The organism is Pectobacterium peruviense (genome assembly GCF_002847345.1).
Taxonomy (GTDB): Bacteria; Pseudomonadota; Gammaproteobacteria; order Enterobacterales; family Enterobacteriaceae; genus Pectobacterium; species Pectobacterium peruviense.
Genome location: NZ_LXFV01000013.1, coordinates 122,484 through 140,518, shown reverse-complemented (window position 1 = coordinate 140,518; position 18,035 = coordinate 122,484). Strand labels below are relative to the sequence as shown.

11 protein-coding genes are annotated in these 18,035 nt (G+C 56.3%); 3 read left to right on the top strand and 8 right to left on the bottom strand.

Going from position 1 to position 18,035, the window contains the following annotated elements:
• The first annotated feature begins 14 nt into the window (after positions 1 to 14).
• Entirely contained in the window at positions 15 to 1,793 is a 1,779-nt protein-coding gene (ggt, locus tag A0G03_RS11755) for a gamma-glutamyltransferase (RefSeq protein WP_039294363.1), read from the top strand.
• A 92-nt stretch (positions 1,794 to 1,885) separates the two neighbouring features.
• On the opposite strand, the gene A0G03_RS11750 is transcribed toward ggt, so the two are convergent.
• Both A0G03_RS11750 and eat read right to left on the bottom strand, forming a co-directional pair.
• The gene (locus tag A0G03_RS11750) at positions 1,886 to 3,229 is read right to left on the bottom strand and encodes an aspartate aminotransferase family protein (protein WP_039294360.1); all 1,344 of its coding nucleotides are present in this window, start codon (positions 3,227 to 3,229) and stop codon (positions 1,886 to 1,888) included.
• Positions 3,230 to 3,262: 33 nt separating this feature from the next.
• A complete protein-coding gene (gene eat, locus A0G03_RS11745; protein WP_048263209.1) occupies positions 3,263 to 4,624 on the bottom strand; it encodes an ethanolamine permease in 1,362 nt (453 codons plus the stop codon).
• A 258-nt stretch (positions 4,625 to 4,882) separates the two neighbouring features.
• Here eat and A0G03_RS11740 point away from each other — a divergent pair, with 258 nt between their 5' ends.
• Positions 4,883 to 5,890, top strand: a complete 1,008-nt coding sequence (locus A0G03_RS11740; RefSeq protein WP_048263410.1) for a phosphotransferase enzyme family protein — start codon at positions 4,883 to 4,885, stop codon at positions 5,888 to 5,890.
• A 157-nt stretch (positions 5,891 to 6,047) separates the two neighbouring features.
• Positions 6,048 to 7,106, top strand: a complete 1,059-nt coding sequence (qhpR, locus tag A0G03_RS11735) for an AraC-like transcriptional regulator QhpR (RefSeq protein WP_048263208.1) — start codon at positions 6,048 to 6,050, stop codon at positions 7,104 to 7,106.
• A 5-nt stretch (positions 7,107 to 7,111) separates the two neighbouring features.
• On the opposite strand, the gene bcsC is transcribed toward qhpR, so the two are convergent.
• The 6 genes from bcsC to bcsR form a co-directional block, all read right to left on the bottom strand.
• On the bottom strand, positions 7,112 to 10,591 hold the full coding sequence (gene bcsC / locus A0G03_RS11730) for a cellulose synthase complex outer membrane protein BcsC (protein WP_048263206.1): 3,480 nt from the start codon (positions 10,589 to 10,591) through the stop codon (positions 7,112 to 7,114).
• The gene (gene bcsZ / locus A0G03_RS11725) at positions 10,573 to 11,688 is read right to left on the bottom strand and encodes a cellulose synthase complex periplasmic endoglucanase BcsZ (protein WP_048263205.1); all 1,116 of its coding nucleotides are present in this window, start codon (positions 11,686 to 11,688) and stop codon (positions 10,573 to 10,575) included. The genes bcsC and bcsZ overlap by 19 nt, the downstream gene beginning before the upstream one ends.
• Positions 11,689 to 11,694: 6 nt before the next feature.
• Positions 11,695 to 14,037: a cellulose biosynthesis cyclic di-GMP-binding regulatory protein BcsB gene (gene bcsB / locus A0G03_RS11720; RefSeq protein WP_048263203.1), complete on the bottom strand. Its 2,343-nt coding sequence runs from the start codon at positions 14,035 to 14,037 to the stop codon at positions 11,695 to 11,697.
• 74 nt (positions 14,038 to 14,111) lie between these two features.
• Positions 14,112 to 16,811, bottom strand: coding sequence for a UDP-forming cellulose synthase catalytic subunit (gene bcsA / locus A0G03_RS11715; protein WP_048263202.1), 2,700 nt, complete (start codon positions 16,809 to 16,811; stop codon positions 14,112 to 14,114).
• Positions 16,808 to 17,545: a cellulose biosynthesis protein BcsQ gene (gene bcsQ, locus A0G03_RS11710; protein ID WP_048263200.1), complete on the bottom strand. Its 738-nt coding sequence runs from the start codon at positions 17,543 to 17,545 to the stop codon at positions 16,808 to 16,810. The genes bcsA and bcsQ overlap by 4 nt, the downstream gene beginning before the upstream one ends.
• 2 nt (positions 17,546 to 17,547) lie before the next feature.
• Positions 17,548 to 17,757: a cellulose biosynthesis protein BcsR gene (bcsR, locus tag A0G03_RS11705; RefSeq protein WP_048263198.1), complete on the bottom strand. Its 210-nt coding sequence runs from the start codon at positions 17,755 to 17,757 to the stop codon at positions 17,548 to 17,550.
• Between the last annotated feature and the right edge of the window lie 278 nt (positions 17,758 to 18,035).

Below are 18,035 nucleotides of genomic sequence, written 5' to 3'. Positions count from 1 at the left end.
ATAAAGGGGTCTTCATGAAAATAAAAAACACAACATCGGGAAAATGGCTGTTGTCACTGAGCGTGACGGCGCTGCTGGTGAGTGGAACCGTGCAGGCGGCGTCTGCTCCTGCGGTGGAAGCAAAAAACGGCATGGTGGTCAGCTCGCAGTATCTGGCTTCGCAGATTGGCGTCGATATCATGAAAATGGGCGGCAATGCGATTGATGCCGCCGTGGCCGTGGGTTATGCACAGGCGGTGGTGAATCCCTGTTGTGGCAATATCGGCGGCGGCGGGTTTATGACGCTGCATCTGGCCGATGGGAAAGACACCTTTATTAACTTCCGTGAAACCGCACCCGCGGCAGCCAGTGCCAACATGTATCTGAACGCGGATGGGAGCGTGAAAAAAGACGCGAGCCTGTACGGCTATCTGGCCGCTGGCGTACCGGGAACGGTGTTGGGGCTGGATACTGCGTTGCAAAAATATGGCAAATTGACGCGTGAACAGGTGATGGCGCCAGCGATTAAACTGGCGCGTGAAGGTTTTGAACTCACGCGTGCGGATACCGATATTCTGGACACCACCATCAAACGCTTCAAAGCCGATCCTGAAGCGGCGCGTATTTTCCTGCGTCCTGACGGCAGCCCGTTGCAGCCCGGCGATAAGCTGGTGCAAACCGATCTGGCGAATACGTTGGCGGCGATTTCTGCTAAAGGGCCAGACGCTTTTTACAGAGGCACGATCCCGCAGGCAGTGGAGAAGGCGGCGAAGCAGGGCGGCGGCATTCTGACCGCGGCTGATTTTGCCGATTATCGCATTACCGAAACGGCACCGGTAACCTGTAACTATCGCGGTTATCAGTTTGTCTCTTCACCGCCGCCCAGCTCTGGGGGCGTCACGATGTGTGAAATTCTCAATATTGTCGAAGGTTACGACATTAAATCGACGGGCTTTAACTCGGCAGCCACCATTCATGTGCTGACGGAAGCGATGCGTCACGCTTACATGGACCGCAACACGTACCTCGGCGATCCAGCGTTTGTCAGTAATCCGGTCGAGCGCCTGTTGAGTAAGGATTACGCTGCCGAAATACGCAAGCAAATCGAACCGGAGAACGCGACGCCGTCCAAAAACGTACAGCCGGGAGTTGGCCCGCACGAGCGACCAGAAACGACGCACTATTCCATCGTGGATAATCAGGGCAACGCGGCGTCCACGACTTATACCGTTAACGGGCGTTTTGGTTCGGTAGTGATTGCGCCGGGTACGGGTTTCTTCCTCAATAACGAAATGGATGACTTTACCGTTAAAGTTGGCGAGAAAAACCTGTATGGATTGGTGCAAGGGGAACGGAATTCGATCGCCCCCGGTAAGCGCCCACTTTCGTCCATGAGCCCGTCACTGGTGACGAAAGACGGCAAAGTCTTCATGGTGCTCGGCTCGCCTGGTGGTTCACGCATTATCACCATCACGTTGCAAACGGCGCTGAATATTATCGACCACGGCATGGCACCGCAGGAAGCGGTAGATGCGCCACGTATCCATCACCAGTGGTTACCGGATGAGGTGTATTACGAACAGCGCGGGCTCTCTGCCGATACACTGAACCTGCTGAAGCAGCGCGGCTACAAGATGGTCGAGCAGACTCCTTGGGGCGCAGCGGAGCTGATTCTTGTTGGCTTACCGGGTGCGGTGGGCGTGACGCCAGCGGATTCAGGCAATGACTCGGCGGTATCTGGCAAAGTCCGTGAAGGTTACCTGTACGGTGCAAATGATATCCGCCGCCCAGCGGGGGCAGCGATAGGGTATTGATAAGGGGCTTCAGGAGCTTATTTCGGTAGGCTCCTGAGTTTGCCCGTTCATTGCGGTGGTGTTAAAGCAATCTGATGTGAATGAAAGCAAAATCAGTCGTGGGTTAGTGCCCCCAGACAGTCATCCAGCGCGCCGACCAACCAGTCAATGTCCTGAGTTTGGAACGCCAGCGGCGGGCGCAATTTAAGCACGTTGCCATAAGGGCCTGCGACGGATGTCAGAACACCACGGTCGCGTAGCGCTTCCGTCAGATTTAGCGCCAGCGTTTTATCCGGCGTTTTACTTTCTCTGTCGCTCACCAACTCAAACCCGATGAATAACCCGGCACCGCGCACGTTGCCTACACTGGCGTATTTGTCTTGCAGAGTGGTCAGTTCCGCCAGCAGCTGTGCGCCGACTACGCGGCTGTGTTCCTGAAGTTGCTCATCGTGGATCACTTTTAGCACCGCCTGTGCTGCGGCCATTGCCACCGGATTTCCACCGAACGTGTTGAAGTAGGGGATCTGGTCGCTGAAGGCGGCGAGCACGTCGCTTTTTGCCAGCAGCCCGGAAACCGGGATGCCGTTGCCCATCGGTTTTCCGGTGGTGATGATATCTGGCACCACGTCATGTCGTGCGAAACCCCAAAAGGCGTCGCCGGTGCGTGCGAAGCCGGGCTGAACTTCATCAGCAATGAAAATACCGCCGTTGCGGTGCACGACATCAACCACGGGACGTAAAAAACCGCGTGGGTTGGGATGGACGCCGTCAGAAGAGAAAATGGAATCTGCGAGAAACGCGGCGAATTTGATGCCGTGAGCCGCCATATCGTCGATCTGTTTCTGGATTTCATTGGCAAACCACACGCCCAAGTCCGGCGTATTAACACGATAGGCGTCCGGCGGTGGTACCAGTCGGGTCGTCGCTGCCAGTGGCTGACCGCTGCCTAATGCTGGTGATACACCTGAGGTCAACTCGCTGGTGCCGTGGTAGGCCTCGCGCGTTACGATCACGCCCGTGCCGCCGCTCCAGGCGCGCGCTACGCGGATCGCCAGATCGTTGGCTTCTGAACCGGTGCACATATACATGGCCCGGTTAATCGCCGCCGGTGTGGTGGCGAGGAGCTGCTCCGAATAGTCCAGAATACGTTCGTGCAGATAGCGCGTGTGGGTATTGAGCATCGTCATCTGCTGGTGCACGGCTTCTATCACCGCAGGGTGACAGTGGCCGATGCTGGCGACATTGTTATACACATCGAGGTATTTTTTGCCGTCGGCATCCCACAGGTATTGCCCTTCACCGCGTACCAGATGAACGGGTTTGCGGTAAAACAGCCGATAGGATTCGCCCAATATCTTGCTGCGTTTATCGGTCAGCGTGCGGATATCCGCGCTCAGCGCGTCGGCATGCTCGGCGCGGAAACTGTTGGTATCCATGATGGTTGAACGTGTTGCCATAATCTCTCCCGTTATAAAATGTGCGCCTTAGCGTTAGTTGGCATCGGCGACAAGCGGCTCAAGCAGATGTTCCCGTCGTGCTTTGGTGGTCAGGAAATAGAGGTAGCCGAGCAGCATAAAGGTGCAGAACAGCCCACCGATCACCGGGTTGAACCAGAGCATCGCAATCAGGCAGATGATGGCGCAGACGAGTGCGAACGCGGGGACGATAGGGTAACCGGGCGCGCGATAGCTGCGTGCCATATTGGGTGCGCTGCGGCGCAGGCGAAACAGGCTTAACATGCTCATGATGTACATGACGATGGCACCAAAAACCGCCATGGTAATCATCGCTGCTGTCAGGTTCATGCCTTGTAGGTTAATCCCGTCGCAGAAGATGGCGGCAATCCCGATCGCACCACCAGCCAGAATCGCGCGGTGTGGCGTGTGGAAGCGGGACAGCTTGGCAAGCCCCGGCGGGAGATAGCCCGCGCGCGCCAAGGCGAAGAACTGGCGCGAGTAGCCCAGAATAATGCCGTGGAAGCTTGCGATCAGGCCGAACAGGCCAATCCACACCAGCATGTGCATCCAGTTGGAGTTTTCCCCAACGATGAGCTTCATTGCCTGTGGCAAGGGATCGTTAAGGTCGGAGAGCTGACGCCAATCGCCTACCCCACCAGCCATCACCATCACGCCAATTGCCAGCACCACCAGCGTAAGGATGCCGCTCACATAGGCGCGTGGGATCGTGCGTTTCGGATCCTTCGCCTCCTCGGCTGCCATTGCCGCGCCTTCGATAGCGAGGAAAAACCAGATGGCGAATGGTATTGCTGCAAACATGCCGGAGATGGCACTTGGCGAAAACTCATTCTGTCCCGCCCAGCCGTGCGCCACGAAATTGCTTAGGCTGAAACCCGGTGCGACTACGCCCATGAACACCAAAAGCTCCATGACGGCGAGCAGCGTAACCACCAGCTCAAACATCGCCGCCAGCTTCACGCCAAGAATGTTCAGGCTCATGAAGATAAGGTATGCGCCAACAGCGGCGAATTTGGGATTCAGCTCGGGATATTGCACGTTCAGGTATGCACCAATCGCCATCGAAATAGCGGGCGGCGCGAAAACAAATTCAATCAGCGTGGCCATACCGGCAATCAATCCACCCAGATCGCCGAACGCGAGTCGGCTGTAGGCAAAAGGGCCACCGGCATGCGGGATCGCCGTTGTGAGTTCGGTAAAGCTAAAAATAAAACAGGTATACATGGCGGCAATGAACAGCGTCGTGACCAAAAATCCTAACGTGCCCGCGACGCCCCAGCCGTAGCTCCAGCCAAAATACTCACCAGAAATTACTAGTCCTACCGCGATACCCCACAAATGCAGGGCGCCCAGCGTGGGCTTTAATTTGCTCGTCATCACATTATCCCCGTCAGTTTGCTCATGGTTATTCGGGGCCAGTACGGCAACCCCTGTTGGCTTGTGTAGCGATAATGCCCACGCTTTCCGGTGGAAAACTTGACGCGGGCGTATCGAATGCTGCGCGCTGAAGTCAACTTTTATGGTGGGTATCGCCCCTACGCCATCTGGGGTCAAACATGGGTTCTGGTGCGTCAAGTTTCTCTGTACGACACACGCCATGCTGAACGCTCGTTGACTCGCGTCGGAGTGGAAACCATGAGTGCTAAGCAATATGACACCTTAAATAATGCGGAAATTACCTCGCTGGCGCACCGGGCGCTTGCCTGCTATCCGGCGGCGCTGCAAGGGGAAGTGCGGCTGCTGTGCCGCTCGGAAAATGCGACGTTTCTTGTTACGTCAGCGGGTAAACGCTATGCATTGCGGCTACATCGCAGCCACTATCACCAGAAATCGGAGATTGAAAGTGAGCTGCTGTGGTTGGACGCGCTGCGTGAGACGGGAATTGTGGTTCCAGAAGCAGTACGCGATGCGAGCGGGGAACGGGTGCAGTCGCTGGGTTTGTCGGATGGTTCCTGTCGCTACGCGGTTCTGTTCCACTGGATTGATGGCGAGATGCCGACCACCAACATTGATCCGCGTGCATTCCGGCAACTGGGTGAGATTACCGCTCACCTGCACCAGCATAGCCGTCAGTGGCAAAAGCCTGACGGTTTCCAGCGTATTGTCTGGGATCATCACACGATGGTGAGCGGGCAGAGTCACTGGGGGAGTTGGCGTGACGCGCCGAATCTATCACGTGGCGAACACGGTATTGTCGAGGAGGCTATCGATCGCATGGGGACGGAAATGGCAGAGTTTGGTAAAGCGCCGCACCGCTATGGGCTGATTCATGCCGATCTGCGCCTGACCAATCTGCTTCTGCATCGCGGTGAAACGCGGGTAATCGATTTTGACGATTGCGGCATGGGGTGGTATCTGCACGATCTGGCGGCGGCAATTAGCTTTGCGGAGCATCATCCACGCGCAGCCGAATGGGTTGAAAACTGGCTATGTGGCTACGAACGTGTGGCTCACGTCAGTGATGAAGAACTGGCGTTGTTGCCGACGTTGCTGATTCAACGGCGTATCCAGCTTACCGCGTGGGTAGGGTCGCATGCGGAAACGGAGATGGCGCAGAGTCTGGGGCCAGACTGGGCGAGCCACAGCGTTCGTCTGTGTCGACGTTATCTGGAAACCCACGACCTGCCGCTTGGGGTGGTCTGAATGCACCACAGGCGGGCAGCTTGCGCTATGGTAATGCCTGTTCGCCTCGTGTGTTGTTTGTAATCCATTGATTTTACGTTATTCCGGACTGGTACGAAACTTGCTGATCTCTCCATGGCCCGTTGGCGGGCCGTGTGATACGGCGAGGTGAAAGGCAATGGAAAACGTGACGTACTCTTCGGCGCTGAATGCGGCGTTCTCCCGCAACTGTGGTGTTCTGGCGGCGGCGGCAAGCGGGCTTGGCGACTTTATTCATGATAACGGTGGCGATGCCGATCGTATCTTCGGCATCAGCGGCGTCGATCCTGAGCAACTCGCCAGCCCGACGCTTAGTCTGGGGCTGGTGAATTATTGCCGTGTGATGGAGGAAGCGGCGCGTAATTCGGGCGTTGATAATTTCGGTTTACGCTACGGCAAGCAGTTTAAACCGCAGTCATTAGGCCTGATCGGTTATATCGGTTTATGTTCGGATACGCTGGAGCAGGCGCTGCACAATGTGGTGAAGGCGTTTCCTTGCCATCAGCACGACACGCTGACGCGCATGGTCGATAAAGGTGACTGCTGGCGGCTGGATTATCAAGTCCGGCACGGTGCCATTCTGCACCGCCGTCAGGATGCTGAGTTGACACTCGGTATGTTGCTCAATCTGATTCGCCATGTCTTGGGCAAGCACTGGGCGCCACGCGAAGTGCATTTTGAGCATCCGCGACCTGAAATGTGGCATGAGCACTGTAAGGTGTTCGATGCGCCCGTTTATTTCGACCAACCCTATAACTCTCTGCTTATTCCCAAACACCAACTGGCCCGCACTATGCCGGATCGCGATATGACGCTGCTGCTGGTGATGCAGGATGCCATTCGCCGCCTGAATGAAACGTCGCCACAGCAAAGTATTGTCGATCAGGTGCGCACGCAGGTTCATCTGTTATTGATGCAGAAAGAACCGACGCTGGAAGAGGTGGCGGATAAGGTCGGCTTGTCCAGTTGGTCGCTCCAGCGCCGCCTGCGGGAAGAAGGACTTAGTTTCTCGCTGCTGGTAGACAAGCTGCGCTGTGAAATGGCGACGCACTATCTTCAACAGAAGCAACTGCCGATTTCGGAAATGGCGCTGCTGCTCGGCTATTCCGAGGTGAGCGCCTTTTCCCGCGCATTCCGTCGCTGGTTTGGCATCAGCCCGCGGCAGTGGCGCAAAAGCGAAGCGCTTAATCTTTCCTGATGCTGCTATTTAAAGTCCGCATACGGTGTAAGCGGCTGTGGTGGGCTGTCGAGATCGCCCTGCCAGCCGGAAACGGAGTAGCGCAGGTAGAGGAGGCCGTGACTTGGGGTGTAGTCCTTCGCTTGCTGAATGTCGATACCCACACCCAGCGTCCAGTGTGAACTGAGGCGGCGTTCGACGATGGCGCGAGCCGTGTAGCCGAATCCGGAACTGCTGCTGCCCTGTTCGATGTCGTTTCTGTCGGTGAGCACGGCGTTGCCGAGCAGGCCGACAAGCGGGTAGCGACGCTGGTTTTTGGTGGAGGAACGTGACCATGACACCGACCCACCGAGTTCCCATGACCAGTTTTCTGTCCGCTGCCGATAGTTTACCGGCACGCCCAGCGAGAAATATTGCTGTGGGCTGTAGTAGCCGCCCTGACCGAGTGAGTAGCCGCTTAAGTCTTTCTGGTGGCGCCACCACATGCTGTTCAGACCGACCGTGACGCGTTGGTTATCCTCGTTAATCAGCTTGTAGTAATAGCCTGCCATTGCACGGGCGCGATCGTTATCGGCCACGTTTTTACCCGTAATTTGGTGGACGCTGAAATCACTCCAGACGCCGTGCGCTTCGCCCCGATCGTAACTCAGACCAAGGCTGACACCCGTCGCACGTACGCCACCCCAGGTAATACCCGTGCCTGGATCTTTGGTGCCGCCGAATGCCAGTAATGAGCTGGAGATCGGGCGGCGCGAGGCCGTCGCGGTCCAGCCGATTTGCCGCCAGTCTCCGCGATAGCTTGCACCACCGACGACATCGACCACATCAAAGCCGAGCGGCGTGGTGCCGATATCCGCCGACCAACGGTCGTTCTTCCAGCCTGCGGCAACGCTGGTGCCAGTGGCTTTCTGCGATTTACCGTCGAAACAGTCCCGCGTGGCGCAGGTACCGAAGGTTTCCCGGTAGGCGCCGTTGCTGTCCGTTGAGAAAGAACCCGCGTTCATCTGCACGGTATCGGTGCGGAAGAAGGCGCGGCCATCGTACAGCGGCATATCCACTTGCAACATGGTGTTGTGAGCACTCAGGTCGGAAATCCCGCCTGTTCCGCTTGAACTCCCGTAATCGTGATCGAGAGTGACGATAATATCCTGTTTGCGATACAGATCTGCGGCATCGGCGCGGATGCTGCGTTGTAGCCAATCGTCGCTGCTTTTATTACGTGTCAGTTGGGTGTAGTCATCGTCGCTTTGTGGTAGCTCAGGGGTAATGCCGCTGGCGACCATGGCCTGTTTATAATCCTGTTGTGCCTGCTCAGGTTGCGATTGCTGTTGTTCAACGCGTGCCGCATCGCGGTAGACCAATGCTTTGCCCTGACCGACGGGCTCTTTCTGTGCATCGATTTTTAGCTGACGGAAAAGCGCTGTCGATTTTTGCGAATTCCCTACCGCTTGCCAGGCGTTGGCGACGCGTCGCTGGCCGTTGAGTGTATCAACCGCCTGCGTGGGGAGTTGGTTCAGGCGCTGGCGCGCCTCATCTTGCTGCCCCTGTGCGATAAAGGCATCGATCTCACCCAACTGTGCGTCAGGATTCTGTGGTTCACGCGTGCGGATACGTTGATACTCTGCCAGCGCCGTTGTGTATTCACCCCGAGCCAGCGCCCAGTCTGCCAGTAGCAGATCGATTCGCGTGTCGGCTGGTTGCTGACGCAGGAACGCTATCGCAGCGGGTTCGTCACCCGCATCACGCATCGCTTCTGCTTTCGCCAGCGTGGTTTGTATGAGCAGACGCTTCGACAAATCGCGCATGTCGTCGTTCCACTGTGCCGCAGGTAGCGTATTCAGGTGAGCGAGTGCTTGCTCATCGCGATTGGTGGACGAGAGGTAAAGCGAGTAAACGTAGTTCTTTTCCGCGTTGGCGGGGGGGACGGCGGTCGCACGCTGTACCACACTGTCCGCCTGCTGCGGTTTCCCCCGTTGGCGCAGTACTTGGGCATAGCGATAGGCAAACCAAATATCGTTGGGATCCTGCTGATTAACCTGACGATACTTCTCTTCCGCCAGTGTCCACTGCTGCTGTTCCAGCAACTGATCCGCCTGCTGTTTCAGGATATCGAGTTGCAGAGCGGCAAATGTTTCCCGCATCGTATTCTGCTGGCTGCGCGGCAGGCTGTTGAGGTAAGCCAGCGCTTTCTCCGGCGATTGACGTTGATAAATACCAACCAGACCGCGCAAGGCGTTGTCATTGCTGGGTTCAATATGTAAAGCCTGTTGATAGAGCGGCTGGGCGGCAGCATCATTTTTACTGGCAACGGCCACGTCGCCCAAACCAATCAGCGCATAGGCGTTGGTATTATCCATCTGGCGTGCCTGCTGATATTTCTGTCGCGCCAGCGGTAGGTTGTTCGCTTTTAGCGCGTTGTCGCCTTCCGCAATGGTGATCCAATATTGCGTGCTTTGGATGAGCCCTTCCCATTTACCACTGTTCAGGCGGTTAACATCCGCCTGTAATGCTTTCTGGAACTGCGCCAGCGCTTTTACCCGATCGCCAGCACGCAGGTAAACCAGGCCAATCGCGCCGATCAGTTCAGGGTCGTTTGGCGTGGTAGCCAGCGACTTATTCAACTCACCAAGCGTGGCGCTATTGCCGCCGCCATCTTCAATCTGCGCCAGTGCGCGCAGCCGCCCCTGATAAACAGGATCGGCTAATATTCCCTGCTGACGACTGAGTTCTTTACGTGCGGTTTCTGCCTGCTCGCCTTCATCAAACACGGTCAGAAAACGGTTTAGTTCAGCCACACTTTGTGGCGTGACCAGCATCCGGCTAATAATTTCCAGCCACAGCGATGCTGCCTGACTACGTCCGACGGGGTCGTTAGAAAGCTGTTTCAGTAGAGGATAGGCTTGTTCGCTACGATTCTGGCTAAACAACAAGCGCGCCAGCGCCATGCGCAGCGGCACATTATTAGGGTAGGCTTGATCCAACGTCTCCAGTTGCTTGATTGCAAGAGGTTGCTGGTCGGGCAAGCGTGAAACCAGACGCCAATACTCTACGGCAAGATCGAGCGTTGGCGGATCGCCTTGAAAGAGCGCGTCGTACTGCGCTTTGGCTTCTGCATAGCGTCCGGCGGTAGATAACAAGCGAGCCTGCTGTAATTGTTTACGCGGCTCTTCTTGCGTCAGCGCCAGCGTTATTGCTGACTGACGGTAGATGGCAGAGTCGGGTGCCACCGCTTTTAGCTTTTCCAACTGCTGGCGTGCCTGCGCCTGATCGCCTTGACGCAGCACCAGCCGGAATCTGGCGGCGATAACCTCTGGGCTATCTGGGTCGATCAGCTCCAGTCGATAGAGCGACTGACGCACGATGTCGTCTTTGTTGCTGGCTTCTCCCAAGCGCACCTGCTCCATCAGGAACTGCTCTGGCGACGCGGTTTCCGCGCTGTATGCCTGCGGCGCAGCAACCAGTAATAACGGGAGGAGGCGCAGCCAGTTTACGGTGTTGTTGTGCATTGGCTGCCCCGCGACGGTAAAAGTTGGCCTTGTGACGTGAAGCGGTAGCGCTTCTCATCCCACCCCTGACCGAAGAGCGTCAGAGAAGCAGAGAAATAGGCATCGTCACCCGGTGGATTCGCGGCGAGTCGTTGCCGCTGGGCAGCTAGCGCATCCGGCTGGCGGGATAGCATCGGAAGCAGTGAGGCGGAAAACCCGACTGACCCTTGTCCGGTGACCACGCCTGTCGCGGTGTTCGCTTTTTCGGGCGGAAAACCCTGCTGAATCGTCTGTTGAATCATCGGTTGAAACTGTTTGATCAAGTCGGCTTTCCCTTTACTGCTGTCAGCCATCATCCCTGCCCACAGGTAGACGCGAATGGCGTCATAGCTGCCGATATTGGGTTTGGTGGTATCGGGTTGCCAGCCTTTGCCTTTTTGCCAGATGACCCAATCAGGCGAAAATCCTTTTGGCGCGGTTTCCAGCAGCAGGCGCTGCGTGGTGCGCTGCATGGTTTTCCACGTTTCACCCAGCGGAGCAAAACGAGCCAACAACTGTGGCGGAAGATAGCTCGGGTTTACGCGCCAGCTCTCTTTCTCTGCGAAGCCCACTTTGCCGGGCAAGAGCATCAGGCCCAGCCCTGGAATGTTAACGACCTCTTCCTTGGCGATACGCGCGAGCAGCGCGGTGCCGAGCGTCTTATAACGTGCATCTTTCCATAGCCGACCGGCTTCGAGCAGGTTATAGGCAATCCACAGATCGGCGTCGGATGCGGAGTTCGGATCCAGCACCGCCCACTGCTTATCTTTGCTTTCTCCCCACAGCCAGGCAGGCAAGTTAGCGCGTAAATCGCCAGCGGACAGGTTGTCTTCCGTCCATTTCAGCAACCGCTCAAACATCACGCGATCGTTGGCGACCAGCGCAAAGAACATGGCGTAGCTTTGCCCTTCGGACGTGGTGATCTTATTGGGTGTTGAGGTATCAATCACCCGTCCTTCCTCGCTGATGTAATGCTGCTTGTACTGCTCCCAGGCGGGCCAGTCGCAAACAGCCGCAGTGGCTAGGGAAGCCCATAGCCACAACAGCGTGGGGATCAGGTAGCGCAGCACGCGTGGCATGGTGCGCTAATCCCTTTCATCCGGCGACAGACGGCGGCGGCTGAAGAATTTCAGGCCACGCCACAGCAGCCAGGCAATAATGATAACGGTAAGGGTCGATATGATGGCCAGCCAGATAGGATGCTGTGCCAGCGCGTGCCAGATACGCTCCCACCACGGCAGGTGGCCGACATAATAAACGTCGCCGACTCGCAGATTATTGATGCCCGATTCACGGATGACGGAAACGGAACCAAACAACGAGGCTCTTTTTTCGCTGTCGATCAGCGCGTTGTTGAGTAGCGTATAGCCCTGCGGGCTATCGGCTAATAGTGCGACAACGCTGCGCTGGTCATGGTACGGAGACTGGAAGCCAATAATTGCCGACATTGCTCCGTCACTGCTGACGGTGGTTTTGCTGTCTGGCTTCGCGTCAGATTCGGGCGAGCCCATGTCTGGGATGACGGTCTGACGCGTTGGTTGCTTGATCCAGCTTTGCGTTTGCTCGACCAGCAGGTTGATTTTGCCGTCGTCGTGCAGTTCAGGCGGGATAGCGCCGATCATCAAAATGTCGCTGTCCTGCTTGTCTACCTGTGTCCAGTCATCGCTGAGCTGTACCGCTAAGGCTGGGTAACCGGTTTGTGCTCCAATGTTGCCGATGGCGTTCAGTAGCGCACTGACCTGAGCGGGTTGCGGCTGTTTGTTCACCAGCACCAGCGTTTGTGACAGATCAGCCAGTCGGCTGAACGGGTAGCCTGCATTGGCAAAGGCACGCAGATCTGGCATCGCCATAAAGTGGCGATAACCAGAGAAGTTAATGGTTGAACTGCCGTCGATGACGGCGTGATTCACGACCGGCGTATAGGTTTCGCAACGGTCAGCCGTGCCGCTGGAGAGCAGTGTGGTGTAGTTGAAGTCAAAGCGCAGTTGGTTGGTGGTGCCTAGCTTCAGCGCCGGAATAGACAGGCTCTTGTCGGAATCCCATAACCCCTGCGTGAGTGGCAGGCGCATCAACAGGGAGTTCTGGTCGTGCTCCGGTGCCAGCGAGAAAGCCTGCACGAACTGGTTGTTCAGGTTGATACTCAGACGTGATCCATCCTGAATCTGCGGCGCGGTGTAGCGATATTTCAGACGCATATCGATGCCCTGACTGCGGATAAGGAACAGATCGGGCGGCAGGTTCATGGTCAGTGAAATCGGCCGAGGGACAATACCGTCGGTTTGCAACTGTTCGTTATATTGCTGAAGCTCGGCAAAGGTCATTGGGCGGTCTGTGCGTACCCAATTTGGCGCATCATACGGCTGGCGTGAGGCAAGCTGTTCGACCTTATCGATGGTGACGCTTTGCCCACGGAACAGCGTATTCCCCTGTGCGATGCCCTGCACGGCGGTGAGCAACTCATTGTCATCGCGACCCTGTACCAACAGCAGTTTAACGTGAGGATCGTCAGGGTGGCTGATGATAGATACGGTTGGCCCGTTTACGGCCGGGGTATCGCGTAAGAAATCCGGTCGCTTATCGTTGGTGGCGAAAACAATGCCGTGGCGATCCGGCAATTGGTTGAAGAGGGCAGGGAAGGACTGCCCGCGCCATTGCGCTTTGCTGCCAAACCAAGAGGCGAGCATGGCTGCGGCGCGCTGTTGCACCAGATCCGGCTGGCCGGCAAAGACGATAGGCAATGTCAGCGGACGGGTATCGCGGCTGTCAAAAAACGGTGCAGGGAACGGCGATAGATCGTCCTTCAGCGTCAGCTTCTGGAATTGCAGATTGAGCGAGCTGGCTTTGCTGACATCCAGCCACAGGCTGGTGCTGGCTGGGTTTTCACAGATGTTCTGATAATGACCGACGAAGACCAATTGCAGGCGGTTGAAGTCCGTGATGTAACGCGGATCGATAGGAATACGGACGCGATTCGATTTACCCATCTGCTCTTTGCCAATTGCGGTGACGCCCATCAGCTCATTGTTCAGGTAAACCTTGATATGAGACTCGGTGGGGATTAGCGCCGGCGACGGGGTAAATTCAAGATCGAGCGAGGCCTGCGTCACCACTTCGTCACTACGAACGCCGAATTCAATCTGCCCGTCGGGATTGATACCGCGTAGTGCAAAGTTGCCCGGAGCAGGCGCGATTTGCGCAAACGGTATCACCACGTTACGCAACGCAGCGTTGGCTGATGGTTGCACCAGCGGGATGGTGGGCATGCTCGTCGCAGGTGTAGCCATCGCTGGTGTTGCGGTGGCAGCAGTGGCGGGCGGCTGAGTGGCGCCTCCCGCGGCCGGTGTTTGTGCGTGCGGCGCGGTGACAGCCTGAGATAATGAGCTGACGCCTAAAGCCAATGCGGTGAACCAGATTATTTTTTTCGTCATCGTGTCATCATCAATGTTAAGGGTCTTTTTCTTTGTCGGGAAAAAGACCGTTGATCACGGCCTGTGAATGGCAATCAAGCCACTGTCTTTTCTGTAAACAGGTTCTCTTGTGCAAATCGTGTTTCATGGGTAGGCGGTGCCTTACCCTGATGTACGGCTTTTTCCGGCAGCGCAGCACTCGGCTGTTCTGTTGCGGTGCGTCTCCCTACATAGCGCGGGATGAATGACACTACCCACACCACGATGTTGAGGAAGGCGAGGATAATATTGCGTATGACGGGCGGTGCGTAATCTGCCAGACGCAGGTAGCCGCGAAAGCCGAGTGCCAGTACATCCACCAAACTTTCAACCGGTTTATCCTGAGGGAAACTGTCTTGCCAGAGCGCCCAGGTATCGGCGCGCGCAAAGGTACATTGAATGAAATCAATATGCTGGCGGATGGTCAGGTTGATCATCCGCAGGCCAATCTTGTTGTCGAACGCGCGAGTGACGCTGAAAGGGAAGGCGTACTCTTGCTGGCCGCGTTTTAGCAACAGCGAAACGTTATCTCCAACCTGAAGAATGCCGGATTCGCGGGCTTCAACGCCCACACCGCCATCAGAGTAGTCGCGCAGGACACAGGGGAAAAGATGACCATCGGCGCGAAGGATGGACGCGGACATCGACATCTCCACGCGGTGTGCCTGACGCACCTGCTTGGCTTCGACCGCAACCGCGACGGCACCGCCTAAAATCGTCATGTTGTACACGACCCAAAGCAGGCTGATGAGCACCGTCATGATCTCTTCCGACGGCCCATAAATCAGACGCCAGATGCCATACGCCACCCCGGCGATATTCAGCAGCACCAGTACCAGATAAGGCCGCGTAATCACCCAGTCGACATGCTGTTCTTCAACGAGCCCACCCTTGGCTGTCACGTTGAATTTCCCTTTGTGCGGGTTAAACAGCGCGACGGTGGTGGGACGAGCGATGTACCACGCCAGCACGGTTTCATAGATTTCACTCCAGAAAGAGTGGCGGTAGCGGCCCTGAATGCGCGAGTTGGTCAGGCTGGCGTGCACCATGTGCGGCAGTACGTAGAGCGCAATCGCCAACGCGGGGGCGAAAATGATGTAAGCGTGCATCAGGAGAAATGCCAGCGGCGCGGTCAGGAAGATCAGCCGGGGAATCCCAGACAGAAAGTGCATCATGGCGTTGGCATAACACAAGCGCTGCCCTAGCTTCAGCCCTTTGCCGAACAGCGGGTTATCCAACCTGAAAATTTGCACCATGCCGCGCGCCCAGCGAATACGTTGCCCGATGTGGGCTGAGAGGCTTTCGGTCGCCAGTCCAGCCGCCTGCGGAATGCGAATATAGGCTGAGCTGTATCCACGACGGTGCAGGCGCAGCGAGGTGTGGGCATCCTCCGTCACCGTTTCGACGGCGATGCCGCTAATCTCATCCAGCGGTTTACGCCGCAGGATGGCGCAGGAACCGCAGAAGAATGTGGCGTCCCACATGTCGTTACCGTCCTGAACCAAACCGTAGAACAGCGTGCCTTCGTTGGGTGTGCGGCGGAAGCGTCCCAGATTGCGTTCAAACGGGTCGGGTGAGAAGAAATGGTGTGGCGTTTGTAACATCGCCAGCTTTTTGTCTTTGAAAAACCAACCCATGGTTAATTGCAGAAAGGAGCGGGTAGGGACGTGGTCGCAGTCGAAAATGGCGACGAACTCGCCTGTTGCCTGCTTCAGGGCGTTGTTGATATTCCCGGCTTTGGCATGCTCGTGTGTAACGCGGGCGATGTAATGGACGCCAACCTCCTCTGCGAAGGCTTTAAATTCGGCACGACCGCCGTCATCCAGAATATAAATGTTGAGCTTGTCTTTAGGCCAATCGATACCCAACGCGGCATATACCGTCGGTTTCACGACGCTCAACGGTTCATTGTAGGTTGGAATCATGAGATCGACGGTCGGCCACGTTTTGCTGTCTTCCGGCAGCGAAACAGGGTGGCGGTTGAGCGGCCAGATCGTCTGGAAATAGCCGAGAACCAACACGACCCAGGCATAGGTTTCGGCTGCCAGCAGCAATAGACCGCAGACCAGACTGACAGGATCGTCCCAGTTCAGCGTTTCGGTGTAGCGCCACCACAGGTAACGGCAGGAGACCGTGAAAGAAAGGGCGATCATCATGAGCGTCGGCATGCGTCCTGGCATATTGCGAACGAGCATGGCAATGCCCCACAGCAGCGTCATGAAAATAAATTGCGATAGCAAATCAAATGGCTGTGTGATGCACAGCAGCGCCAGTGCCGCACACAGCAGACTCAGCGTTACCGTCACTAGCGTCTGTACGCGGCTTGTCTGGATGGTGTCTGATTCACCGTCTTCGCGATCGTCAGTATTCGCATGGCTAAAGCGGGTAAACAGCTCTTGCTGCGCATTCATATAGCGTTGCCGCCAGCGCGGTAGCGCAGAGAAGTAGTTACGGCGCGATGTGGGTAACTGGCCATTTTTGATGGTCAGCAGCCAAATACCCTGCGTCAGATAGCGAAGCACATCCGCTGGGCGTGGGCGCTGAGGCGAAATGTGTGGGAACCAATAGGCGCGCTGCGCTCGAATCTGTTGCCAGCCGTCAGACTCCAGCCGCAGGAAGATCCAGCCAAGTATCGCAAACAGCGTGGCGAAAAAGGCGGCAAATGCGGAGGCACCCTTCTGGCGATAGCCACGGTAGCGCTGCTGTATCGCCTGTCTGGCGGGCGGAACGAGGAATAAGCGCAGGATGCCACTCATACGCCGCTTTCCTTGACGTGAATCAGGCACCAGTTTGCTAGCGTCATGATCTCTTCCGCTGCCACGCTGTCTGGGCGGCATTCGCCCAGCGGTTGTTTCAGCATCAGTGATTCTGACAACGCTTCGTCACGGTGTACCACTAGCGGCAGCAGATGCGAAAGCGTGTGCAGCCAGAGCTGGTGCAAATCCTGCTGAAGCGTACTGAGGGTGGAAAATTGATTGACCAGAAAATGGCACTGACGCGGTAACGCCTGTTGATGTAGGCGTGAATGGCAGTTGGCATCCGCCACCACCACCTGAAAAACGGTATTTGCGGTGGCCAGCGCCTGCCGTGTCAGCGGGCTGTTGTCCGCTGGTACATCGATCAATACCCAGCGATGCCGTCCCGAAGCGCTGAGCTGTGTCAGATGGTTTTGCCACATCGCGGGGTGCTGTTGGTAATGTTGTTGCAGTGTCGCGATTTCCTGCGTGTTCAGGCGGCCAAACGGCAGAAAATCCAGTCCGGGGAGATATTGCATGGCGCCGGTTTGCCAGGGTGCGCCGTCGGCTTCTGCCCGTGCCCAGCCGCGGCGTTGCTCAAACGGCATATTAAAGTTAATGCGTAGCAAATTGTCCGGTGAGAAATCAATCACCAGTGCGGATTCGCCCAGCCGTTGGAAGGCCCATCCCAATGCTGCGGCTATCGAGGTTGTCCCCACGCCTCCACGGATTCCCTGCAATGCAATAACGGGCATCGTCAGTCGCTCCCAGCCGGTTCTTTTAATTCATCCAGCAACGGCCAGCGAGCCATCATTTGGCTCAGACGCGCCTGACGGGCGATATCGATATAGTTTATTTCAGGTAAAGAAAAAGCCTGACTGAGCACCCGTAAGTCGTCATCGGATCTTGCATTTTCGGTTAAATCGGCGCGTGCGCTGGTATCTATACGAGTCGGTTCGTTATTCATTCCATGCCTCTGAAATAGGCTATCCATTATCATTGAGATCGATAAAGGGAAACATCTGAATGGCAGATGTAGGGGTTCTTTGATTGTGTCCACACCAGATAGTCTTGCAGATGAAGGCTTAAGCCTTTAAGCCTCGGCTGTCTTTAATAATGTAGTCAGGTGTGCCAATTAACTATAGCAACGAATTGGTGTTTGTAATGTTGAACGCTAAAAATAGTAAAAGAGGGAATTTATTAAGGAAACGCAATAATTAAGGGGACGACATTGTGATCCTACAA